This is a genomic window from Chroococcidiopsis sp. (assembly GCF_051657925.1).
GTDB lineage: Bacteria > Cyanobacteriota > Cyanobacteriia > Cyanobacteriales > Chroococcidiopsidaceae > Chroococcidiopsis.
In genome coordinates, this window is the sequence record NZ_JBOFLP010000155.1 from 18,263 (window position 1) to 43,462 (window position 25,200).

A 25,200-nucleotide genomic window follows, 5' to 3' on the forward strand; every position below is an offset into this window, starting at 1 on the left:
TTTTGGGAGTTCGTTATTCCCAAGAAAAGTTTGCAGGATATCCCGTTCCAGAAGACGGGGTATCTTTTAGCAAACTATCTGCTTCTGGAATTAGTGCGTATGTGGCATTAAGCAACATCGTCTTTTCGGGAAACTATACATTTGATACCATCTCAATCACCTTAAAAGGGATTACAGTCCCACCGTATAACAAGCCGGGTAAGTCAGGTTATGGAGGTGTGTTTTCGTTTAGAAATCGAAACTGGACGGTGATCGATGTGGTCGAAGGACCAAAGTTTAATATTGCAGGAACCGATAAATTTATTTCCTGGACGGTTACAGGCGTTGACTTAACCGCTGGACGAATTAGTATAGGCTGATGTGGATTTCAACCCGAAACGGATCGCTTCTCAAAACTTGTGAGCATACTCCTCCGAACCGCGAGGATTTTTTATATCAGTCTCCTGTTTTCGCATTAAATACAGACTCATTAACACTTCAGCCGACCGCTGCTGCGTTTATTGAGTTCACAGCACGATCGATCGACGCGCTTGCAAGACGATCTTCGTTTCAGACCTTGACGATCTCAACCGATATTTTAGATGTTGGGACGATCGTGCCGTATAAAAAACAGTTATCCACTCAGCTCGATCAGTCGAATCAGTGGATCAGAGTTGGAAAACCGTATTCTACCGCAGAGTTCCCATCTGTACTAGCATTTCCGGCTAGTGATCCGCTGTATGCGACGCTTCAGGTAGAAGTTTCAAATGTAGGAGCTAGTTACGATCTAGCTCCCTTCTTGGAATCTATCCATCCGCTGGTAGGGCTATCTCTAAAAGAGTTTGAGTTCCAGATTCCGCGAGTGGTTGATTACGACTATTTATCGAAGCATACATTTTTAGACAGTCACTCCGTCTTCTTTAACTATCGAGCAAAGATCTTCGATCCGACGATAGAAACGCTTCCTGTCTTTTCTAGTACCTCAAAATCAACGTCAGGGACCGCAACCTCAATCGCACACACTAGACTCGACTGGCTGGATTTAACGCAGATCTACCACAACGGTCGAGTTTATCGATCGCTGGATCGGCAGCTAGGAGTTCCGTTAGAAGGTTTCATAATCAACAGTGAGTATTTGCACCTCTTTGACCTGTCATGACCCTTGTAAGCAATCTAGGACGCAATCCAACCGGACTGAGAATCGACAATGGGGTGCTGACGTTAGAATCCTCGTTGAATGATTATCCTCGCGCTACGATCGTCGAATATTCGGTAGAGACGACGACTCGACGAATCGGGTCAACGATTACGGTTGGTGGATTGCTTTATCTTCTAGAATCTATTTCGGTCAACTCCGCTCCTGATATCGGAGCGGATTTACTAAAGGTGATCACCTATCAATACGTCCACATCTCAAAAAAGGCGTATGAGTTTCCGATCGGACTCCGAGATTTCTTAGATAAATACAAGAAAGATGCAGTCCAAACTAAAAAAGATAAATATGTTTTTCCAATTTCCGCGTTAGCACGATACGCAATGGAAAAAGCAGGCGGCGGAATCGTTAATCCTCCAAACTTCAAGGTTGAAGTCCCTAAAACAGCGGGGGTAGAAGATACGATTACGCTGAAACAGTTTTGCGACGCCAAGGCACTGATCTTAGAAAAAGTCTACGCTTTCTCTGGATCAACACTATCCTTCACGTCCTTGTCTCAAGGAACGATCGCTCCAAAAATTGTCTCAAACTATACGATCGGATACAACTCTCCTCCGATCTACAAAGACACGATCCTAAACTGGAGTAAAAAACAGGATTACGATCCGCTGCAAGTCCAACGATTTGTTCAGCTTAAAGATACAGAATACTGCATCTACGAAGGAGACCATCAACCGCATCTTCCTCCTCCTGAAACGCGATCGGGGACTTTCCCAAGAGACTTATCCATCATGGCGGATAACTCTGGGGTAACAAAACAGTTCAAGATTACAAAATACAAGTGGGGACAGCCTGCGGCGGAGCTGTCGGGTGTATTTGGATATGCTCATGCAGCCTTAGAGTTAGTCGGAGATCCAAACAGACCGAATCAGTATTCCGATACGGTTCTAAACCTAGTCTCCGATAAAGCTGTTTTAGCTGAGAACGCCTATCAAGAGATGTTCGACGCGCTAAAGTCTAAAAAGTTTGGATTCCCGGACGATGCGGCGTTTAATAAGCCGATGGTCTGGAGACTAATCAGCCTAAAGGAAACCCGCTATAACTACGAAACCTTCACCCCGAACATCTATCCTCAAATCAAGAAAGCGGACGGAACAATTCAAACTGCCTATATTCCTCCCGAATATCAGCGATACCTCCGATCGAACTTGAAGGTGCTGGTGTCCGAAGAAACGAATGGGTGGGAGTTAAAACGCTTCGCTCAAGAAGATGCTCAATCCTGGACACAAGGAAGTATCCAGGCATGGTCGAACCTAGAAGGGACGATCGCACTCAAGGATAAAATCGACTTTAAGACAAAGCGTGAAAAACAGCGATACTTCTGGGCGCTATACCAATCAAAAGTCAATCTGGAGCAGTATCTCTACCGAAAAATTCCGATCTATGAGCGAGTAGACTATGCGATTCAACCGTATAGCCTGTATTACCGGGATTTTGATGAAGTAGAGTGGACCGTTCAATATATCGCAAAGTCGAAACTATTTCCTGATATTAAAGGGGATGAAGGGGAAGAAGAGATTCCAGTACTGTTCCCCGATCCGAACTGGGTTCCTCAGCTTATGATTAGCGCACAGAGCCGCTATAAAACATCAGTCGGGATATCCGGGAATCCGGGATATAACCCCGATGCTAGAAACTATTTTGGATCGAATCCGATGACCGTACTCACTGGGTCGGATGAGTACGAGTTTACAAAGTATGGAATTCTGCCGTCTCGAAACACAAAAAATACAATCACGGAAATGTATGCAGGCTATACTCCGATCGAGGATGTTCTAGGAGCAGTTAAGCAGGATCAGCCGACCCCTGGAACGTACTATACGCCGCACCGCTACATGACGATCGGAGACTACGGCATCAAAGGGATTCCGATTCCGATCGTCGATCCCTCTGTAGTAGCCGCAAAATTTCCAGGTCGGATCGAAGATAAAGAAGTGGATCAATACACAACCCAAACGACATTAAGAGTTGCACAGGATCACTCCTATAAATCGCACCTAACAACCTCAAACTTTAGTTTGGCTCAAGGTCGTCCACCCTCCGCATCTTTAATCAAACCTCAATATACGGAAGATAAAAACGATAAAGACAATCCACTACAAGACTCGATTACTTATCTAAATTCTGGTCTAGGTGCGCGAGAAGGGGAACCTGTTCCTTCGGTGATGATTGACTCTGCCGACAATATTGAAGAAGCCATTAAAGGAGCGAAATTCAAACTAACACTAGACACCGTGCAGTCTGGAACCTCTGCCTCCGCGCAGCTTCGCTTCACAGAAACCACTGGGTACTCGATCGTGAATCGAAAGCTTTTATTGGATAACCAAGAATGGGTGGTAAAACGCAGTACCCAATCGATTCAGTTTAGTGACGGAATCGGATTTACACAGCAAGTCGAAATTGAGTGCGGCGTCTATGCTCAGCCGCAGGTTAACCACAAAACCGTTAAAATTGATAGAGAGGACGGGGAAGAAAAAGACTCGGTGAAAGTCTTGATCGGAAGCGAAGGGTTGCCGTCCCGGTTTGGGGTTGCGATCGATGAAGTTCCGGTCGGGTTCTCGCGATGGCTGGATACGAATAGTTAACATACTTTACTATGTTTATTGGGAAACGGAACGACGCACTGAGTAACTTTTCAAAAGCGTTTAAGAATTTAAGACCTACAATCACAAACCAAGGGAATCAGCTCAAAATTATCTACCGGGAGCAGGGGTTTACACTACCTCTTACCCCGACAGAAGCTAAAAACAGCGGGTACACTCGATGAAAACTCTCTTTGCACATGGTCGTGCATCTCTTCCCGCTCCGGTTGTAACCAGTACAGGTGCAGGAGGAATTCAAGGAGCTGGACAGACCTATTACTTCTGGCTCAAGGCGAGAAATCGGGTTGGATTTAATCAGTTTTCTCCGGTTCAGTCGATCACGATCGCAAATAATAAAACACTTCAGCTTTCTCCGACCAGTCTCAACACCTTTCCGTGGGAAGACTGGCGATCGATTTATCTACTGGTCTCGACCAGCAACGATCCGACAACGGCACGGATTATCTATCGGTTCAACGTCTATGAGCCAGACCATCATACGCTTGCGTTAATCTCTGGAAATTCGTTCTCAGACAACTATGTTCTAAACGGATTTGGAGGAACGGACCCGACGACGATCGCGACGAGTGCAGGACTTCCTGCGGCTCCTCCCAACGGATTTCGGGTTACCCTGCAATCGACGAACCGGGTCTATGAATGGGTCGCAAACGACGAGTCGATCGTTGATAATATTACGGTTCTATCTGGCATTGGTGGACGTTGGAAAATTGTTCTTAGTGGTACCGTTGGATGTGGTCCAGAATCGGCAACGATCGAGCTATTCGAAGTGGCTCAATCCACCTTTGAAAATGCTCCGCTTGATCCAAGTTCCGGGATTCCAATCCCCTTAAAATACTACGTTCAAAACTCAACGTCGAATGCCGTTGAGATTGGAGAACTGAGCCTCAACGCTTATCTATCTGATCCCGCGTTGCGCTATACCTACGACGTTCAGGTGATGGGTTACCTTAACCTAACGACTTACGCGCTAGATACCTTTAACGTGCAGTATGCGGGATCGACGGTAGAATACCCCGCGACAAAAATCCAGCTTAGTAAAGCGTTGCCGCCTGGTAGTGCCTTGGTTCTAGAGATTACTCCTGTTCCGTCCTCGAACAATGTTTTACTAGAAGGCACCTATCTCACGCTTTACCCGAAACTCAACGACTATACGATCGTTGAGGATGTGAAGTACTTTGGTGATCCTGTAGCGGATCTAAGCAGCTTAAAATCGCTACCGCTATCTATCTATCGTCCTAACCAAGTAAGGTTTGTGGTCTCAACTCAGCAGTTTTACGTCTTTAGTGAAACATCAGGACTATCTGATAATGGGAAGACGGTGATCGCTCCCAACGTGGCTGCTGCCACAGGTCGCTGGTTGTCGCTGAAGATTGAGATCCCGGATAGTTCGATTACGGTTCCTAAACTTGCACCAGATGTTCTAGCGCTCCTGGAGACCTCGATTCAAACGACAACCAAGACGCTAGATATTAGTACATCGTTGACGATCGATCTCGACGCTGAAACCTATGACTACGTTATCGTCAATGGACCGTTAGAAGACGGTGATCCGACGCTAATCGATGTCGTCGCAACCTTAAGCAATAACGAAACACGCGCCGTTTTGGTGGAGCTACGGTCAAAAACAGGGTTAATCCAGTTTTCACCCAGTTTACTGTTTCCGGGGGGTCAGATCCCGACCTTCGGCGGAAACGGCAAGAATGACTTGTTTGCTATTCTATTAACAAAAGACAGCAATGCGGTTCTCAAAAAGAGAATTTACTTGCTCCAGAAAAACATAGGATAGTGCTGTGCGATTTAACGCTTTATTTCCGCTCTTGATGGGATCGTTCAGCACCGTTGATGCGTCCGATCCTTTCTGGAACGATGTAACACTGCTCTGTCGGTTTGACGTAGAGACGCAAACCTACGGTCTTCCCTTTTATCGAGATTATTCGCGCTACCATTATCACGTTCGATCGATTCAAGGCACCAGTGAAGATAGTGGGCTAAGTGCAGTAGAAAACAGTTCGGGTCTTGTTCCGAGTTTTCCGTCAGGACCAGATTCTGCGGTTCGCAGCTACGCCTACCTCAATAATAGACCCAACATTAACCTGAGATTAGCGGAACTCAATAGCGGATCGACGACGATCGAGATTCAACCGAGCTACATTGATATCGCGTATCACGGCAATCCGTACCATGAACTCGGAACGGACGATTTTACGATCGAGCTATCGTTTTGTGCGGATGAAGTTAATCTACCCTGGCAGTACCAAACCCTTTTCCACGTCGGAAACATTTTAGACTTCTCGGCATTCGCACCGACTCCGACAGCCTCTACGATCGGATCGCATTATCGTGTGTTTGCGGCTAGTTTCGGATACGGACTTGTCCTAGAGGATTCTGACTTGGTATTTCTAGCAAAAGGTCAGAAATACAAAATCAATATCTCTCCTCTCACAAAAGAAACATGGTACTCCGTCTGCATCCAGCGGGTTGGGTCAACCTTAACAGTCTACCTTAATACTCAGCAAACACACTCCTATCCATTTTCAGGCGTAAATTTATCGATTCAGCCAACCCGACCGGACTCGTATCCGTATCGTCTCCGCATGGGATGCTGCCGCACCGTAGATGGAGGCTTCGGATCTCAAACTGAAGCAAACGCGATCGACACTGCCTTTTCAGGAGCGTTATCCAACTTCCGCATCACCCGAAAAGCGAGGTACCTACAAACGTTGTATGCTGAGCCTTTACCGCTTCGCATCAATCCTAACCAAAACAAACTCGATCCTTACTATGGGTCGGTGCTTTTTAACGCACCTCTAACGTATGACACCTTTGATTATAGTCAGCATCTAGCACATCCTGAAAATTCGGATATCCGTCGAAAAGTGTTACCATTCAACACCGGATTTTTTGAATTAGATGGAAAGCAGGTTTACGAATCTAGAGAGGTTCCAGACGCGCTAGACAATCAGGCATGGACCGCTGAGTTTACGATCGCTCCGTTTATCAACCACGAGCTGTTTCAATCCAGCTCGGAGCAAAACCGTGAGACACTGCATTCCCTGCTCTCCTCTTATTCTTTGCAGGGGATTACCGATGTATTTTCAAAGCATGAAATTACGGTGCTGCGGATTGAGGACGGTAACCGTCCTGTCCTAGAAATCGTGTTAACCCTGCTGTCTGAGTCGATTTGGTTTAGTTCAGGTCATGGAATTTTTCTATCGCTTAGACTTTCGGAAGATGGAACCACCTGGAGGCAGTTCCCGCTAGAAGATGAAGTGCTGTGGAACGTGTACGGAAACCCACGGTATACGCTGCCGTCCAATGAGCTAAGATTGTTTGCTCAAAACAGAGAATCGATACCCGGACTGGTGACTGATTCTTCGTCCTTCTTTTATGGACTCAACTCCCCTGGAATTCATTGCGCCGTTCAGCGCTACAACAATCAGATTCAGTTCATCTTGAACGGAACGGTTATTCTATCGAAACCCTTCAACGCTGCCCTATATCAACACCCTTCGGCTCAAACTCGGTTTATTCTGGGAAATCTATTTTCAGATATTTTTGTCAAGCATCTCAATCAAGCAAAGATTCTAACGTTTGGAGTAAAGGGGGTGCGGGTTACGAACGAAGCCCTATACTCCTCCACCTCAGTGAACGATTATGAATACCTGCATTCGCTGCAACCGCTAGGACTCGATCTCACAACAATCGCACCTCCCCGATTTCGGGTGCTTGGAATTTTCCGCACGATCGCACCTGCCACCACATCTCTGGAGACCGTAACGTGGACCGTTTACTTTACGCAGCCTGTTGCCGGACTCTCTATGAGCGATTTCAGTCTAACTCAGCTTGATGGGGTATCTGGCTGCGTTATAACCGGATTAGTGGAACGACAGTCTAGAGTATTTGAAGTATCTGCCTTTACCGGAGTCGGAAATGGGACCATCCGGCTGAATTTTGTCGATCGAAAAACGCTGACGTTTATCGGAACGTCAGAGTCGGTCAGCAAAGCGGTCGGAGAGCTTAACTTTGAAGGGGAAGTCTATACGATTAATCGATCGAATCCGATCGTATTGCTAAGTTCAGGAAGCAATCCCTACATTGCGGGAACGTTCAAGGTTACTGCAACCTTTGATACTCCGATTGCGGTGTTCGATGAAACGCTGATTGGACTTGTGAATGCAACGCTAGACGATTGGAGAGAGCTGGATGATACAGCGATGCGATATGAGTTAACCGTTGTACCGCAATCTGAAGGAGTCGTTCGGGTTCAGGCGTTAGCGGGACTTGGCACAACAGCGTCTCAGCTTCGATCGCGTCAAAGTGAGCCGATCACCAGGGTGTTTAGCGAGAGTTTTCCGATTTTACAAACGCCGCTAACCTCGACAGATGGATTTAGAGATTACAGTCCAAATAAAGTTGGATTGTCTGAAATCATTCCGAACACGGCTGTGTTTTCATCAGACGTTACCCCCTATGGAGCGGATAGTTCCTTGCATGTTCGACCGATCGCAGAGCAAGGAGGGATCGAACATCTAAATTGGAATGCAGTAGGGACGATTACCGCAGGTTCCGCAGACTGGACGATCGAGTTTTATCTTAGAAGTAATTCGACAACCACCGGAAGCTCTAAAAAGTCTCATATTCTATCGGTTGAAAACGGAAGTTCCGGGTTTGCACTGATGGCGGATAACGGATTTTTGAAGTTCCTTCGCAGCACGACAGGAACCAACAATCTGTTTCCTACAATTAACCTTGCCGAAAAAGACACTCCCACGTATCCGTCTTGGCTCGATACGTCCGTCCCACTTGCTCAGCGTTTCCCTCATTTTGCAATCACCAAGAAAGGCACGACCTATCGATTTTATCGAAACGGAGTGCGTGTCGGAATTACTCAAAATCTCTTAAATCTAGATATTACGAGAGGCGATCTCCGCGTCGGATACTATCCAAACCGAGTAGATGATACCGAATATTACTTATCGAACGTTCGAATTACTTACGGAAAAGCACTATACACAAACTACCAGTTTAATCTACCGACGCTGCCATATTCTGTCTTACCGAGCATTACCGACGTTGCAGAACTGATTAGTTTTGCATCGATCTACTCGAACAATTCGAACTCTTCGATCGCACGAGCGGGGGATGAAGTTACGTTAAGGTTTTCGTCGATCGTCGCCTTAAACCCTGCTCCGGCTGTTACTGTTCTCGGTCGAACAATTCCGATTACGGTCGATGCCTACAATAACTATATTGGTCGAACGCTGATTACCGGAACCGATCCAGATGGGACCGTTCCGTTTGAAATTAACATCACAGGTCAAGCTCAGCTCCCGGATAAACAAATTACGGTGACCACCAACACGAGCTTCGTAGTGGTCGATAATCAGGGGCTACAGGCTGTGATTAGCTCTCCTGACCCAAACACCAATGATTACCGCTTCCGTGCCTTGCTGACCCTCTCAGAGCCATTACAGAGCTTTACTGAGTCGGATCTGACTTTAACGAACTGCACGATCGGGAATCTAGTGTCGATCGACGATCGAACCTATCAGATGGATGTGTCGGCACTTTATTCTGGTACGGTGTCGCTTCAGCTTGCGTCCGGTGCGGTGCTGGATCGATCCGGGAATCCGAATATTGCGAGTAATCTCTTTACGCGATCGGTTTCGGTCCCTCCGTACCGTCCTGATCCGTATTGGGATAACGTCATCTTGCTGCTGCAACCAGATCAAGCGATTCAGGATGAGTCGTCCAGGCAGATTGCGATCGACGCGCAGAATGTGGAATTGTCTAGCGACGCCACCCCGTTAGGACTGATCAAGGCGATGAAGTTAAACGGACGGGACAGTTCTTTATCCTTTACACTGACCGATACGCTTCCGGCATCGAGTCCCTATACGATCGAGCTGTTTGTTTACTGTGCCTCCTCAACGGTGTTCCGCCTTCCACGACCGAAGCTGCTTCCAGTTTCAGGACTAACACCGAGGTCGTTCCAGGTGAACTGGGAAACGGTTCCACAAGCGTCCCGCTATCTTGTCTCGATCGCGTCGGATGCGGCGTTTACGGTTCCTGTTCCTGGATTTAGGAACAAGGAGGTTCTGGGGAGCTTTACAACGGTAGAAAATACAGCATTATCCGCTGTTCCGTCTTTCCTTCCAACCGCTTATCGATCCGAACGATCGATCGGAGCGGCATGGCAGTATCCAAACGCTCCGTTAGGATATCGAGTGGATGTTTCAACCGATCCAGGGTTTGCGTTTACCTTGCATAACTACACTCAAACGCTGACCCCATTGAGTTACCTCACAATCGGATCGGACCCATTGACTCCGTTTACCATTCCTGCTCCTCCGGTCGGATCACCCTCAAGTCAGAGTCCTCTAGATTCCCAAGGATCGTTAATTACAGGATTGCTCGGAAACCAGTCTTACCCAAGACTAGACTATGTGCTGCAAGAAAGCAGTATTCGCCTTCAAAAAGACAACCAGTATTCGACGATCGCCATTGCAGAGGATGTGGAGGTTCGCAGATGGTTACATGTTGCTGTCGTCAACGATCGCAAGTATACCTACCTCTATGTCGATGGGGAACGGTGCGACCGGATTCGCAACGTGGAGTTTAACAGCGCTTTTGATATCGGATATTCGATTGGTCATTTCAATGGATCGATTACCGGAGTTCGCATTACCAAAGGGGTTGCTCGATATACAGCTCCTATGATCGCAATTCCAACCCTTCCTTACTCTAAAAACTAGCGATGCCAACCAATCCAGCGGTTAGAAAGACACCTTCCGGCGAGTTGTTCATGACCGGACGGGACGGGAACGAGGAGCTATTAAATCCACGTGTTCTATCGGAGCGAGAATCCTCTACCGTAAGACGACCGGGGAAGCAGCAGCCAACAAAATTCAAACTGTTGACGATTCGACGATTAACTCGCCAAAGTCTAGAAACTGCAAAACAAGAGTTAGAAAAGCAGCAGAGACAGTTAGAGGCGATCGCGCTTCGAACCGGACAGCCTGCGCCTTATCCCTCCAAGATTCCAGTTACGACCGACGACGTTAAACAAGTGTTCGGGGTCTACATAGATGAAGATCTCAATGGAACCACGGCTCCGGTTTACGTCTTTAGTGCCCCCTCCGATCGAATGAAAGCGTTTATCACGGCTAACGGAGAAGAAAAAACGGCGTGGAGTGTTCATATTGCTCATAGCGTGGAGCGATTACGGAACCCGGACGGAACGCTAAAGACAATCTGGAGGCTTTATACGATCGATAATCAACTTTTAGCGTCGGAGCGATCGGACTATTTTCTAGATTCGATTCAGCTCCCGGAATGCTACCAAGAAAACTATGACATCGATTCTTTGGTGTATCTCGGAGGTGGAGGCTGGAGCGGACTCGCGATCGATTCAAAAGATAAAATCCCGCTAATCGCAACCGCACCGTCTACTAAAAAAGATCGATATATTCCCGTTGGAGCGGTGACTCGGTACATTGGAGAAGGACGTTTTCCCGCAATTGTTCAATACTCCGTTACACCCAGCTACTCGTTTACCTGGTGCCGGGGGCATCTAAAAACAACCTACCGAGAACGTGCATTTGATCAAAAACTAGATATTAAAGAACTACTCGATAGCGGAGTCATCACGGTTCAACGAGATCATCAATATGCACTCGATCTCTGCTATCGTCCAGCCCTTCCGTACCTGGGTCCAGCGTCAGAGCGCTTAAAAAAGGAAATCAGTTCAGGAACCGCTACCTACGTAGGAAACACCAACTATGCAACCGCTTCGATTTATCAAAGCCCCGACTATGGAACCGATGTGTCGAGGCTTGCGATCGCAGCTTACTCAATGGAAACCAATGTTGTACGACCTGTTAAATTTGAAAAGTCAACCAACCTCTCACTGCTAAAACTGAGTTACCAGGAAGAATCTCACATCCCGATCTTAGCAAGCAGTCCAACATTCTCAACCTATATCAGCCTAAATCCGGGAACCTTTAGGGGTTCCCTGAAACACGGATACGAACAAAAAGGAGCGATCGGAAAGCGGGGTTTTGATTACCCAGATTATTACAAATACTGGTGGGTGTACGGAAAGATTTTAGAGACTTACTCGATCGGAGATACAAATCGGTATCGTCTTAGTAAGTCCTCCGGTTCGCAAGTCAAGATCGGATCAATGTTCGATTTAGGTGAGCTAAAAATCGACGATCGGAAAAACCGAGTTATTACCACCTGGGACAGTCTCAGGAATCCGCAGACCGGGTTTTTCGGTATCGAAAGCGGAACCTTAACCTTTGCAATTCTCTACCTTAATCCCCCTTTGATCGGTCATGACGGGGTTTACTACTATGAGATAAACCCGGAAAATATTGGAAGCTTATGGGGAGGAGATCGAACCCGATTGTTAGAAAAAGGATCGGCGGCGGTTCCTCCGGTTGGACTAGCTCCAAGCTATGTTGCAGGCTCAGACGATCCGCAGGAAAACGCGAATCAAATGCTAACCGCATACTCTCAGTTTCTTGGCGCGATCGGTGGAGGTGCGGTTAGCTCTCTTAACATTGGGACAGTGACGATCGCACCAAAAGACGGGGAAAGTGTTGTTGTTCGCAGTCCAACTCCGGGGATGAAAGCCGCGATGCAAGAGCGACCCGAACTATTTCCAAGCGGATTTTGGGACGGAGATTTACTGGATGTCGTCCTAAAGGACAGTCTTCAGTACACCGAATACGATAGTCAAGGAGAGGTTGTTAAATCCTGGACCTCCTGAATTCAATTCGTCAACGCTGCTCTTACAAGGCAGTCTTTCGCTTCCAACAACTTTCTCATTCCTGCCGACTTCTCTGGTCCATCTGGCAGCAGCTTCTCCATCAATTCCTGTAAATCTGCGATCGGCTTACTGACTGCTTGTAGCGGAAGCGGTAAATGATCGTAAGAAAAATATCGATCAACGTTTGTTGGCACTGTAAATCCTGTGTTGAAACAAGTAAATTATCTCATATCTAAAGAGAAGCTAACCCACATCAAGAGTGATGGTACGCCACATTAAACAAAACTAAAGAATCGTCTTGAGTTTTGGGGTTAAATGTGCGAACAGGGTCGGTGACTTCTGTGAAATAACTGCTGCCGGACTCACTCATCGAAAATACGTCTGCATTGAACACGTTGGATGCAAATTCAACCAGCTCCCAAAATACAGAAGGTCGTTTAGATGGTTTTCTAGGGGGGTAGCTTCGGGTCTTTTTGAGACATTTCCAAACGGACTCCTCGTATTTCACGATCATCCCAGGTAGAAAACTTCCGAGCGGAGAAGCTTGCTTCGACGAAGGAAGATCGATCGCATGAATCGAGCGACAAACCTGATCGTTTCCAAGCGCTCGGACTAAGTAAGCTGGAGTCTCTTTTCCCTGTACATCTTTCGCGGTTTGAATCACGCACCATCCCGGAGTGAGCTTGGTGTACCAATGCTCGGCATAAAATACTTTTTTGTACTCTAAGTTGCTATTGACGGGACTGCTAAACGCTTCTTTTTTACCCACTTCTTTTCCTTTGAACTGATCGCGAAAAAGAGTCGTTCCCAAATCCCCTTTCAGAGGTTTGGGGGTTCCAAGACCGATCGTAAGTTCGATCGTGGGAACGTCGGAGGTATCCAGGCTATAGCACGGAAAAAACTTGTCGTAGGTTCCATTGATCCGGTCCTGGTAGAGATAGTCTGCTGGAATCAGGACGGTCTCCTCGTTCTTGACCGTATGGTATCTGGGAGACCCTGTAAGATGGAACGGGGTAGTATTAACTATATTAGTCTTCACTCGATTATTTCTAACTCTTATTTGATTTATTATGTCCCAAACGCGGATCGCGGATACCGTGGAAGGTACGCTGAGACAGCTCGTATCTTCTAACGGTCAGCTTTTGTTTGACGATATTCCAACGCCTCTTAATCCCTACACGCAAGGCAGTTACTCCAGCGAGATCGCTTCTCTCAGTGCAACCACGATCAGCCAGATCGCTTATCCAGGGAGCGAGCATCGTCCTCCCCTAAAAGAGTTGATCGAAATGGCGGAGCGTGATCCGGTCGCCGCGAAATGCGTTTCCTTAAAAGCTCTCCGAGCGATTCAAGCGTTCGGAAACTATACCCACCCAAAGAAAGATATCGAATCTTTCGTCAATAGCAACCTTCAGACCCTATCAAAGTCCTTTAAGCGAACGCTGTTTAGATTAACCTCTAGTGTTATTCTAACGGGAGTCGGGATAGCAGAGATCACGTTCACACCCAAGGCAAGAGGCTTTCAAGGTCAGTGGAGACTAGCCTCCATCAATGTTCTAGATCCTCAAAAAATTGTCAGCTTTATTGGTCAAAAAGGTCGAATTGAGGCGATCGAATATGACAACGGAAACGGGAAAATCGTCAAAATCCCCTATAAGAAATGCATTCACATCGTTAATAATAGTGGATTGACGTTTGATGAGAAGGAACTCTGGGGAATCGGAGATGGAATTGCAGCACTGAACTACTACAAGCTCAAGCGAGTGGTCCTAACCCAGCTTGCATTAGCCACCAAGAATAACTCCACAGGACTGCTTCACGCACGGGTTCCAAACACAGGTCGGACAGTCTTAATTGACAGTAAGATGAAGCCGCTGAAAGACTCCAGCGGAAAACCGATTGAAGTTACAAAACAAATCGCGTTAAATTACCAACTGCAAGATCTCAACAAAAAGGATTACATTGTTACGGATCTAGATGTTGAGATTAACCGGATTCAGACTCAGAACGATGAACGATTCTGGGAGTACGTCCTAAACTATATCGATCGTGCCATTCAGCAGGCGTTTGGGGTTCCGGTGGGGATCTTTGATTCCGGGGTTGGCGGGATTCAGAACGTCGGACTGAGTAGAAACTTCAAAAGTGTCTTCGACAGCACGATTTACGCGATCACCACCTTGTTAAAAGAGGAGTTAATCAATAAAGTTGTCAAACGACTCCTTTATTTCAACTTCCCGTTCGATTGGTTTAAGAATAACTTCGGAGAGTTCATTTTTGACGCCGAAGAAGACCAGGAAACTATCAATGGACGACTTAGCACAATCTCCTCGCTGATTGCCTCTGGAATCATCGACATGAATGATACAGAAGTTATTGGACTGATTCGAAAAAACCTCGGACTTCCCGCCTTAACGGAAGATCAAAAGGCGGAAAAAGAAGAAGATGCAATGAATGCGAAGATTCAAAAGATGATCCAAGCAGAAATGCAGAAACTGCAAGGTCAGGCTCAAATCGATCAGCTTAACCAGCCTCCTCAACCTCCACCTGAAGAAGGTCAGCCTGCGTCTGCTCAGACGCAGGAGGATTACCCGGAAGCTTAATCTTCTAGCGGATCGTCTAACGACCTAAACTTAAGGTCAAGTCCAAGATGAGGAGAGTCTTCTAAGAACGATCGCTCTGTGATCGACTCTCCCCACCCTAATCCCTTCACTCGCTCACCGGATGTATTGATGCATCCGGTTTTTCCCTTTTTAGCTCCCCACCCACAAACTTTGTTATGAAGCTCGTTGGGACTAACAGGTTTTTGATTGTTGCTCCAGACAAATCCTGTGTCTGTCTTTTCGATTCCGCAAACAGGGCAGGTCTGGCATCGGTTATGCATAGTTTCGTCTCGAACGATGTCAGATACTATATCACGATCGGAAAACGAGGCGTCTGAGGAGATGTCCTCCTACTCCGGCTGCGGTTCCGGCAGCAGTCTGCGCGGCTACTTCATGCAGTGCATCTCGATCGTCTTTTAACTCCCCGTTATTTCGCTTAATGCGGACATAGGTTAACCCTCCGAGTAGTCCTCCTCCGGCTCCGATCGCAGTATCAAACAAAAAATCTCGTGCATTAAAATTGCACATGTATCTATAGTTGTGTTTCATGCTAGAAAATAGCGCTACCATTACCAGTTTAATAGCTTCCGTAGCGGTGGAGCATCAGGTATTTTCGCAAGAACAGCTCGATCGACGAGAGCTGTGTCGTAGACAGCAGCTTGTCATAGAACATTGCTCCTAAAAAGAGTCCATTGAGTCCGTTCGTGGTGTTTCCGGCTCCGATTTGATCAATATCCAGCGGAATTGTTGTTTGGAAGACCAACAAAGACACGTCTTCTACCGTTAAGGCTGCTCCGATCGCGACAGTTTGACCATTCTGACGGACCCGTGCCATTTGAGACGGAACTGCGGTCTGGTCATAGGTAATCAACGTTGCGGTGTCGGTATAGTTCGAATGCAGCACGGACACCGTGTTCGCAGAGATTGCATATCCCGCACTAGTTCCACCTCCGGGAAGGACTTCGGGGACTATCCAGTTTGAACTCACGGGATACTTGTAGATTTTCTGCTCGTTCGGGGAGGCAATATACACGTTTGAGTCATTGTCTAGCGCACTCGCTGAGGCATATAAGGGAAGGGAGTTGTTAAAGTCTGCAACGACATCCCATGTGGTCTGTTTTCTGAATAATTTGGCAGAATGGGTCGTTAAATTGCTGATTAAACAGGTGTTTTCGAAGGGATGCAAGGACACCGATCCTGAAAAAGGAATCTGCTCCTCGATCGATCCCCACACAGGTGTTTTCGTATAGATGTACGTCGTGTTTAGATCGACTGCACTGATCGCTAGAACGGTTCCCAGCGCATTCAGTGATAGTGAAAACCCAAATCGTCCGGCTCCGACAAAGGTATGAAGGGGGGATGCGTCCCAAAGTGCTGTTTTTTCAAACAAGTAGACCTTGCTTGATCCGACTTCGGAAACGGCTAGCGTCGTTCCCGATTCTGAGAGTGCAACTTGATATCCAAAGCCTCCGAGATAAGGAGATGGTACTGGACTTCCCATCTGTAAATCCTTCATCCATCCCGCTCCAGTCTTTTTCCAGACCTGGACCATACCTTCCCCGTTGTATCCGTTCTTAAATCCGATCGCCAGACAGGTTCCGGCTTGATTCAGCGCTAATGCTGCGCCTTGGAGCGCAGCCGCATCGACTGGATCGATCGGAAGAATGGTTGGATCGTTATCCCAGACTCCAGAAGGGTTTCGACTATAAATCAAGACCTCGTTCGAGAAATCATCAACTAAAACAATCGTGGAGTTGCTTCCTGAAAGTTTACAAGTTGAGAACCGTCCGGGTACGGAGAGTCCTGGAATATAGCTAGACGATTGAGTAATCAGATCTCCAACGAGTTCCCCTTGCGGTCCACCGTTAAACGTATATTCCGTAGAATGTCCAACGTACTGACGGTTCGGGGTTAGGGCTAGCTCTCGATACAGCAACACGATCGTTCGAACCCCGGACAAACTAGACGATAAGGCTATCTTATCAAGCGGAGATTGAAATCGATAAGCGGTTCCGTATAGGTCGGTTTCGACTTTAGCCGCGATCGTGGACGCTGTTTTTGTATTGGTGATGTTGGGAAGCGATCCAATCCCTCCAGTCCGACTTAAATATCCGTCCAGATATCCTTGAATTGCCGTTACAGTAGTGGTGGTGTAGGGTCTAGCATCAACGACTGAAACTTGAATCGATCGACGGTACCAGCGGTTCGAAACCACCAGCGTAAACGATCGCTTAAAGGGGTTAACGGTGAATAGTTTTAACAGCAGGTTGATTTGAGTAGAGACATCACCCAGAGCCACGATTGTAAACGGATCGACCTGTAAATCGGTAGACGATAGTTCGTCTTGACTGGGGAACTCGATCGAGACTCGATACGGCACCGCTGATCGGTGCGCTCCTTTTTGCTGAACCGTGTAGATAGCGGTTGTTCCCGGAGTTAGTTGAGCTGATCCAACCAAATCAAAATCAACCGTCTCGACCGGAAGAGCCGATCGAGAGTCGGGAACATGGTATCGAACGATCGCGCTGGACAATGGGGGTTCGACGACCTTATCAGACAAGGTGTAGGGAATATAGTCCTGCGCGAATCGAGCACAGTTCAGCACAGAGAAAGTTTTGAGATACAGCGTCGTCCCGATCGTCGTTCCGGCGTCTGCATTCACGTTAAACCGATACCGAAGACTGATCGGTTGACGCAGTAGAAAAGGTAAGGTTGAAATTTTCTTTCCGTTTAGATACAGTTCCGTTGTTGTTTCTAATCCCTGAATCGCAACCGTATCCCAATCGGTTCGAGTGGCAAGACCCAGAACGAGCCGAGTCACGAGCGCACCTGTCGTCGTATAGTTTAGGGACAGTTGCTGAGTCGTCGCTTCGTACTGCACATAGTACAGTCGATTATTCGGAGAGTCCCAGCTCGATAGAATCGTGATATCGGAACTGTTTAGCGGAATCTTAAACGCAAGCTCTAGCGTATACGTTGGTCCCAGCTCCGAGGATGCATCTGGAACGATCGTGAGTCCTCGGTCATCGATTCGCCAATCCAACACCCCATTCGAGGGAGCGATGACCCAACACCCTTGAGCCGCGTCATACGTCGTAGAAGCCGAATTTGGTAGGAGTGCGGAACCTCCTGCTGCATCGATCGCGTTGAGATGAATTTGCTTATATTCAAACCGATCGTGATCGACTTGGTTCACCTGCACGGGTTTTAGAGCCTCTAAAACTTGTCCGCGTGATGTTGCAGAGGGATATAGCGCGGTTGAATTAATTCTAAATCCGCTAATTGAAGCCGAAAGTCGAGTCCCGGTGATTGCATTTTGTCCCAAGATAAACACTCCTGGCAACACCGAATAGTTAAATTCAATCTCTTGCACCAACACCAAATCAACATAAACCTGTAATCGATTATGCTGGCGGCAAACCGCGATGTGGTGCCATCCTGGGGATAGTCCTGCAAACGGAATAGGGATTGTCTCAAACGTTGAGCCGTAGATTCGACGCTGGATCTCAAAGCGCAAACTGGACTGACGATAGGACACTGCAAACTCTGATCCGATCGACCATAATGAAGCGGTGGTCGAGACCAAATTGAACCACCCTTCGATCGTCCACTTAAACCCCAGAGAAACAGATCCTAGATTAATAAATCCATTAGAAAGTCGAGCATATCCGACTCCGTTTATAGAATTAATCGTTTCAATCGTGACATTCGAGGATGAATAAGGAGTCAACTCCACGATCGACGTGAACGGTAGATACAAAGTATCTACCTCGCTGTAGGGATTAACGGTAACGGGAGCAGGAGCAGCTACGATCGGAGCAGGTAGCGGTTCTCTTCGATGGCGATACATGATCAAATAAAGATAATTCGGTTAATTCGACCTGTTAGCGCGATCGCGTTCGCAGTACTAGCATAAGCAGTGATAGCGGCTGATCCGCTAAACGTTTGTCCCGTTAGCACCGGAACCAGTCCCCGACCAGACGGGACGACAATACTCAGTTTTTGATGCGAGGCTGATCCTCCAAGTTGGACCGTTAACACAGCATCGCTCGTTGAATAGTTGTAAGCATTCAGCCATACTTCGTCAAAATTAACAGCATCGCAGGTATGTAGCGCAGTAGGAGCCGTTGAAGTGATCGAAGCGACGTTGATCGGTAGAAAATTATTCGCCCCACTAAAGGGGACTATACTGTAAGTGGGTTTCATGTCTTATCATTATTTACCTATAGTATGCCATACGTCCTTGGGATTGATAGCGGTGTGAAACACATCGGACTTTCGGTGTTCGATCCTGAACGACAAGAACCTGTTTACTGCGTAGAGCAGAAGTTTGTGTCGTACTCCAGTTACTACACATTGTTCTGTGATTTCATTACAGAGTGGAATCCGCAAGCCGTTTATATCGAAAAGCCGTTTTTCACGGCAAAAACGATCGGGAAAAACACAGTTACCCTGGAGCTAATTGGAATTCAGAAACTGGTTTGCGATCAGCGCAAAATTCCTGCATTTCCATTGTCCCCAAAAGCTATTAAAAAAGAGTTTACGGGAAACGGAAACGCGAAAAAAGAACAGGTGATTGATGCAGTTCGATCTCGATTCGAACTCTCGGTGAAGTCGTCCCATATTGCGGATGCCATCGCGATTGCCTATACCGGACATAAACTAAGCTTGAATGAGTGATGTTCTAACCTATATTCAAACCCATACGCTTCCCGCGAAAGTGTGGCTGAACGGACTGGATAGTTCTAGCTTTGCTACCTCTAATACAGAGCTGAGATGGAAAAATCAGCTCTTAAATCCAGCGTATGATTTTCGGCAAACCGATCCAACCCTAGCTCCGTCTATCGGAGGGTTAGGGGTGCAGTTTACGGGAAACAAGCGATTTAATCCGGTGATGAACAATCTGCTGGTCGGTGCTAGTTCCTATACGGTCATCTTTCAAGTTAACGCAGAGAATCCGTTTGATGGATCGCTGTTGGGATGGAGAAAGTTAGATAGTTCGAAGCCGCAGCTACTGGAGTATGGATATGAAGCGGCTCAAGCCGCTCAGCAATTTAGTTTGCTGAATCTTCTAAATGAATTAAGGTTAGGCGCAGCCGCTATAACGGACTCATTTTTCTCAATCTCTCACAACATCCGGTACGGAAAGAGTAGGGCGATCGTGGGAAGCATTCCGACAATCCGGTTTAATTCCGATCGGGGGTACCTGTCCGATAATTTCTTCGGGGAGTTTTATCTGGGAAGCACCTCGAATACACCTCTAAACGGAACCTTGCAACACATGCTGTTGTTTACTCCTGAAATCGATGACATCCACATTAACGCGATCGCGTCGTTGCTTCCAACTAGCACTACCTTAAGTTGGGATGCGCTCGACGAATCGGGATGGAACTCGCTAGATACTGCAATATGGGACGGTCTTAGCTAATGCCTGCATCGACTGGATACAGTGTTTCAACACTCGCAAATCTCAAAGATATTGATCCCTCGATTCGCGCCGATCGCTATATCCGAGCCGTTCAACAAACATCGTCTTGGTATATGTTTTTCGCAAGTGCGACAAACCCAGATGATGGATTGAATTACATTACACCGACCGTTGGAACAGGTCGGTGGTATCGGATGCGATCGATGATTGTATCGAGCGATATTTTAGATTTGTTTGAATATGTTCAAGACACAATCGGAAACTATTTTCAAGACAGTGTAACCCTAGATTTTAGCTACTCCGATACTACAAACACCTTCTCAATCAATTTATTACCCGGCACTATTTCAGATACGCATATTGCGGCAAACGCTAATATCGCAATTTCCAAAATTAACGGGTTGGTGACGACCTTACAAAATAAAGCAGAATCTGCACACACTCACAATGCCGCAGTGATTATAGGACTTACAGAAGCGGTCCAAGACATTTTGGCGACCTCCCTTCAATCATCTAATATCACCATTAACTACGATGATGGTCAGGGGATTATCCAGCTAACCGCTCCATCCGCTTCCGGGGGTGGTACGGCAGATTGGGATACGATCGATGAAACCGTATGGGATAGTTTATTTTAATCCAGCATGAGTAGTGTATCTGTTGATAATCTAGTTTCTCTAAAAGCCGTTTCTGCTGCCTCTCCAAAACTGCGCTGGGTCGTATCCGAACGAGCTTGGTTCGGGTCCGATCCGGCTTCAACAAGCGCCGCCGACAATGTAAATGTAATTTCCCCAAACAGCGGAGTGGGTCGATGGTTTCGGCAATATGCTGTCGCTCCGGTCTCTACGATTTTGTGGACAACGCTGACCGCAAGCACGACGCTTGCACCGGACGCGGGATATATTATCGATTTAACCAGCACCAGCGGAAACGTTGATCTTGCGCTGCCAACCGGAGCTGCGATCGGAACAACAATCTATTTAATTTACAGCGGCGTAACGGACCTGCTCAAAAAAGCGATCGTGCGTCGAGGACCGTACTTGATCAATGGGACCGCGTGGGACTATCAATTCTACCAAGAACGTCAGCAGGTGCAGCTTCGCTATACTGGACCTGCAAACGGATGGGTTGTCACAACCGAGGGTCGGTTTGATCGCTTTCAGCCTGCGGTTATTTTTGCTAAACCGTCCACGACGACGGTTCCCCAGAACGGAATCTTGCAGTATCTTGGCAGTGAGATGGGAACCGCATCATATAGCGCTCCGATCGCGCCTCAAGCCCCTCGACCTCGGCGCATTTCTTTTGTCACATTATCAGGTTGGGGCGGTTCGTCGTTCTGGATAATGGATAAAAACGTAGCAGGTTCAAGCACGTTCTACTCAAATTCAGGGGCGATCGCGCAGAACTCACTAGGGATTCTGTTTTACAACTGGAGCACCAATCAGCCGATTCAAGTTAAATTGGAATCGATCTTTATTCAGTGGGGTAATTCTGCAAGTTACCGACCCGATGCGCTCAGTATTCGAGCGGCAAAAGATTTCGGTCCCTTGATTTCGTATCCCAGTATTGGAAATATCGTGGATGCGAACGGGGTAGCGTCGATCAACAGCCCGGATAGTCGAGTTATTGTGTCCCCAAGCTGGGTAGCGGTTGCTAATTTATCAGGGGTGTCCCAAAACTATACCGGAAACTATTACGGAAACACGGCTGCATCGCTGAGCCGGGTTTACGACACTCCTAGCCCAGACTTTTACCCGCTGTATTGGATCGATGCATTAACCGCAGGGTTTCGGGGAAGCACTCCCCCGTCGATGGAGATTAGACAGATTGAATTTTATGGCGAGGTGATTGGATCATGAGCATTCTTCCTGGGACAGATTACTATATTCGGGTGAGAGCCGTTACCGACACCCAAGAGTCTGAATATTCCGATCCGCTGAAGATTACGACCCCCGGAAGTACTGTTCTTCCAGCCACAGGTCCAGCGATCGATCCCATCATCTATCGAACAGCTTCGTCTACAACACAGCTACAGCTTTGGGTTGTTGACCCAATTCAAGAACCTGATCCGTGGGAGTACAAGATAAGTCTATCGACAGTCAGCGATTTTAGTCAGCTTCTGTACGATCAGCTTACCTTTCAGCGTCAAGACAATACAAGTATTGCGATAGAAAACGGGGTGCATTATCGGGTTATCTCGGTCGCAGGGCTATCGCCAGGAACAACTTACTACGGCAAGGTAACATCTTCTAACGCGATGTCCCTTTCCTCTCCGGTGCTGTTCACCTTTACCACAAAGTCAGATCTACCTGAGCCGATCTCGATCGGCGTAACAAACCTAACCGCTATTACGGCAACCGCAAACTGGATAAAAGTTTCAGGTGCGACAACCTATCGACTTGACGTTGCGGATAATAGTGCATTTACGAACCCTGTTTTATCAAATATAGCGACCGGGAATGTCGATAATTTTGATATTCCGGTCCTGGTTGAGCAGACAACCTATTTCTATCGAGTCCGATCGATTACAGGATCGACTACTTCAGGAAATAGTAACGTGGTGAGCTTTACAACACTAGATGATATTCAAACACAGCCTGGACTCTCCTCCACAATCGCCGCTCCTGTCATCACCCAAATTAGGCAGATTGACACCACCCAAGCCACTGTGGATTGGGGAGCTGTTCCAGGAGCGACCAGCTATAAGATAGAAGCGTCTACTTCCCCGACATTTACAACAATCGATCGATCGATTACAAGCCTGGGGACCAGCGCAACTCTTGACACCTTAGTTCCGGGAACAGCCTATTACCTAAGACTTCAAGCGTTATCCGCCGCTCAAGGAAGCGCCTATGTAACGTCCGTATTGTCTACGTTAACCGTTTCAACAACGTTAGCAGCACCTCAACTACTTGCGCCTGTCAGTCGAACGTCAACCGGGTTTACAGCGGTCTGGATTAAACGATCTTATGCGTCGAGCTATCGGGTTCAACTCTCGGACACAACCACGTTTAGCACTGTTCTGGTAGAGCAGTATGTTGGAGATGTCGATCAGTTGCGATTCGAGGATCTAACGCCGAATACCGGATACTTTGTCCGGGTGATGGGACTTAATGCAGTCCTTCGAAGCTTGCCGTCTCTCCCGCTTAGCGCCTCAACAACCGCAGACCTGCCTGCTCCGATCGCATTAACCCCCAGCGAGATTACTGCATCCTCGATTCGATTAAATCTAAGTTTGAACGGGATTTTTTCTGATTATCTGTTATCGATTTCAAAAGCGCAGGATTCAACGTACTTAGGAAATGGATTCTACGCAGAGCGAAGCATCGGATACGTGTCGAGCTATCGAGTGGATTTGTTTCTAGAACCCGGACAAACCTACAACTATACGCTGACAGGAATTACCTCGACCGGAGATCGAAAAACCTCTAGCGTGTATTCATTTTCCACTCGGAGCGCTCCTCCGGTCTTGAGCTTTGCCGGAGACGGTCGATCGATTGCATGGGTCGGATCATGTAATCGGATCGAGGTTTCGACCGATCGAGACTTTAAGTTCTTGCTGCCGGGACATGCACCTCAAACGATCGACTCCACGGCAAATCAATACTCGATCGACTATCTCCTAAATCTTCCAGAGGGGGTGTATATTCGAGGATACTTTGTCGAAAACGGAACCACGAGTGAAAAAAGCAACCGTCTTGACACCTGCGGTTCGTCGGTCCTAATGATCTACCCGATGGTCACGTCCACCTCCGCGAAGCTGCGATGGACTCAAAGTAAACTCACGAACTATAAGCTGAAACTGCAAAAACAAGTAGCGGGTCAAGCGCAGTCTGTCCCAGGCTATGCGTTTCCGCGAGATATCGGAAGCAATCAGTCGATCCTAGTAGAAAATTTGGAGCCTGGTACGGTGTATATTGCTCAACTTTCTGCATTGAGTGCAGCAGGTCAATACGTTTCAGTCCCTCCGATGTCCTTCAGAACACAGAGATACGATACGGTTCAAGCAGCCGTGTTCGAGGGGACGCTGATCGTCCCGTCCGTTCCGGCTCCTACGCTGCTGCACGATCGGATCACGCTAACGCTTCCGGCAACGTACTCGGAGTACGGAATCGAATATTCTAGACGATCGGATTTCTTGGTATCAAGCTACCTAGAAACCGGATCAGGGGTCCAGTCGATCCCGAACCTGGACCCCAACACAACCTATTACGTGCGTGTCTACGGACTCTCTTCGAACAAGCGATCGAACCCGTCCACGCTAACCGCTAAAACAGCCTCGCTAAGCGCTCCTGCGGCGACACTGATAGGAACTCCCGTAATTACAGGAACAACACCTCTGAACGAGCATGAGGCACTTCTGCAATGGTCGGGGGTGGCAGGAGCCACCGGATATTACATCGAGGTCAGCGAGTCATCCACCTTCCCGCTGCTAAATACGGACTACCAGGTATCGTTTCTCTCAGGAACCAAAGCGATCGTATCGGGACTGGTTGGAACCAAGACATATTATGTTAGGATTTACGGGTTCAATGGGAACTCGGTATCTCAGTACAGTTCAACGGTGATCGTTGATACGGTTCCTTAGCTTATGTAGAGGTTGC

The 25,200-nt window shown here is 47.4% G+C and carries 17 protein-coding genes; 12 read left to right on the forward strand and 5 right to left on the reverse strand.

What is annotated here, in order from left to right:
* The first annotated feature begins 2 nt into the window (after positions 1–2).
* The 6 genes from ACRC32_RS12355 (at position 3) to ACRC32_RS12380 (ending at position 12,571) form a co-directional block, all read left to right on the forward strand.
* Positions 3–359 carry a hypothetical protein gene (locus ACRC32_RS12355; protein ID WP_438554240.1) on the forward strand — a complete coding sequence of 119 codons (357 nt, stop codon included), beginning with the start codon at positions 3–5 and terminating at the stop codon, positions 357–359.
* Complete coding sequence (locus tag ACRC32_RS12360; RefSeq protein ID WP_438554241.1) at positions 359–1,138, forward strand: hypothetical protein; 780 nt, start codon at positions 359–361, stop codon at positions 1,136–1,138. Before ACRC32_RS12355 ends, ACRC32_RS12360 begins: the two co-directional genes overlap by 1 nt.
* On the forward strand, positions 1,135–3,777 hold the full coding sequence (locus ACRC32_RS12365; RefSeq protein ID WP_438554242.1) for a hypothetical protein: 2,643 nt from the start codon (positions 1,135–1,137) through the stop codon (positions 3,775–3,777). The genes ACRC32_RS12360 and ACRC32_RS12365 overlap by 4 nt, the downstream gene beginning before the upstream one ends.
* Positions 3,778–3,955: 178 nt before the next feature.
* Positions 3,956–5,581 carry a hypothetical protein gene (locus ACRC32_RS12370; RefSeq protein ID WP_438554243.1) on the forward strand — a complete coding sequence of 542 codons (1,626 nt, stop codon included), beginning with the start codon at positions 3,956–3,958 and terminating at the stop codon, positions 5,579–5,581.
* A gap of 4 nt (positions 5,582–5,585) precedes the next feature.
* The gene (locus tag ACRC32_RS12375) at positions 5,586–10,550 is read left to right on the forward strand and encodes an Ig-like domain-containing protein (RefSeq protein WP_438554244.1); all 4,965 of its coding nucleotides are present in this window, start codon (positions 5,586–5,588) and stop codon (positions 10,548–10,550) included.
* Between the two features lie 2 nt (positions 10,551–10,552).
* The gene (locus ACRC32_RS12380) at positions 10,553–12,571 is read left to right on the forward strand and encodes a hypothetical protein (RefSeq protein ID WP_438554245.1); all 2,019 of its coding nucleotides are present in this window, start codon (positions 10,553–10,555) and stop codon (positions 12,569–12,571) included.
* Positions 12,572–12,573: 2 nt separating this feature from the next.
* On the opposite strand, the gene ACRC32_RS12385 is transcribed toward ACRC32_RS12380, so the two are convergent.
* The gene (locus ACRC32_RS12385; protein WP_438554246.1) at positions 12,574–12,765 is read right to left on the reverse strand and encodes a hypothetical protein; all 192 of its coding nucleotides are present in this window, start codon (positions 12,763–12,765) and stop codon (positions 12,574–12,576) included.
* Between the two features lie 59 nt (positions 12,766–12,824).
* Positions 12,825–13,610, reverse strand: a complete 786-nt coding sequence (locus ACRC32_RS12390) for a hypothetical protein (protein WP_438554247.1) — start codon at positions 13,608–13,610, stop codon at positions 12,825–12,827.
* Between the two features lie 58 nt (positions 13,611–13,668).
* Here ACRC32_RS12390 and ACRC32_RS12395 point away from each other — a divergent pair, with 58 nt between their 5' ends.
* Positions 13,669–15,168, forward strand: coding sequence for a hypothetical protein (locus ACRC32_RS12395; RefSeq protein WP_438554248.1), 1,500 nt, complete (start codon positions 13,669–13,671; stop codon positions 15,166–15,168).
* A 312-nt stretch (positions 15,169–15,480) separates the two neighbouring features.
* Here ACRC32_RS12395 and ACRC32_RS12400 read toward each other — a convergent pair whose 3' ends face one another.
* The 3 genes from ACRC32_RS12400 to ACRC32_RS12410 are packed head-to-tail and all read right to left on the reverse strand — an operon-like array spanning position 15,481 to position 19,374.
* Positions 15,481–15,696 carry a hypothetical protein gene (locus ACRC32_RS12400; protein ID WP_438554249.1) on the reverse strand — a complete coding sequence of 72 codons (216 nt, stop codon included), beginning with the start codon at positions 15,694–15,696 and terminating at the stop codon, positions 15,481–15,483.
* A 49-nt stretch (positions 15,697–15,745) separates the two neighbouring features.
* The gene (locus tag ACRC32_RS12405) at positions 15,746–19,018 is read right to left on the reverse strand and encodes a hypothetical protein (RefSeq protein ID WP_438554250.1); all 3,273 of its coding nucleotides are present in this window, start codon (positions 19,016–19,018) and stop codon (positions 15,746–15,748) included.
* A gap of 2 nt (positions 19,019–19,020) precedes the next feature.
* Positions 19,021–19,374, reverse strand: a complete 354-nt coding sequence (locus ACRC32_RS12410; protein WP_438554251.1) for a hypothetical protein — start codon at positions 19,372–19,374, stop codon at positions 19,021–19,023.
* A gap of 24 nt (positions 19,375–19,398) precedes the next feature.
* Here ACRC32_RS12410 and ACRC32_RS12415 point away from each other — a divergent pair, with 24 nt between their 5' ends.
* Genes ACRC32_RS12415 through ACRC32_RS12435 form a run of 5 tightly spaced genes read left to right on the forward strand, consistent with a single transcriptional unit; the run spans position 19,399 to position 25,184 of the window.
* The gene (locus tag ACRC32_RS12415; protein ID WP_438554252.1) at positions 19,399–19,848 is read left to right on the forward strand and encodes a crossover junction endodeoxyribonuclease RuvC; all 450 of its coding nucleotides are present in this window, start codon (positions 19,399–19,401) and stop codon (positions 19,846–19,848) included.
* Positions 19,841–20,596: a hypothetical protein gene (locus tag ACRC32_RS12420; RefSeq protein ID WP_438554253.1), complete on the forward strand. Its 756-nt coding sequence runs from the start codon at positions 19,841–19,843 to the stop codon at positions 20,594–20,596. The genes ACRC32_RS12415 and ACRC32_RS12420 overlap by 8 nt, the downstream gene beginning before the upstream one ends.
* Positions 20,596–21,234 carry a hypothetical protein gene (locus ACRC32_RS12425; RefSeq protein ID WP_438554254.1) on the forward strand — a complete coding sequence of 213 codons (639 nt, stop codon included), beginning with the start codon at positions 20,596–20,598 and terminating at the stop codon, positions 21,232–21,234. The genes ACRC32_RS12420 and ACRC32_RS12425 overlap by 1 nt, the downstream gene beginning before the upstream one ends.
* 6 nt (positions 21,235–21,240) lie before the next feature.
* On the forward strand, positions 21,241–22,455 hold the full coding sequence (locus tag ACRC32_RS12430; RefSeq protein WP_438554255.1) for a hypothetical protein: 1,215 nt from the start codon (positions 21,241–21,243) through the stop codon (positions 22,453–22,455).
* The gene (locus tag ACRC32_RS12435; protein WP_438554256.1) at positions 22,452–25,184 is read left to right on the forward strand and encodes a fibronectin type III domain-containing protein; all 2,733 of its coding nucleotides are present in this window, start codon (positions 22,452–22,454) and stop codon (positions 25,182–25,184) included. The genes ACRC32_RS12430 and ACRC32_RS12435 overlap by 4 nt, the downstream gene beginning before the upstream one ends.
* Positions 25,185–25,200 lie beyond the last annotated feature (16 nt).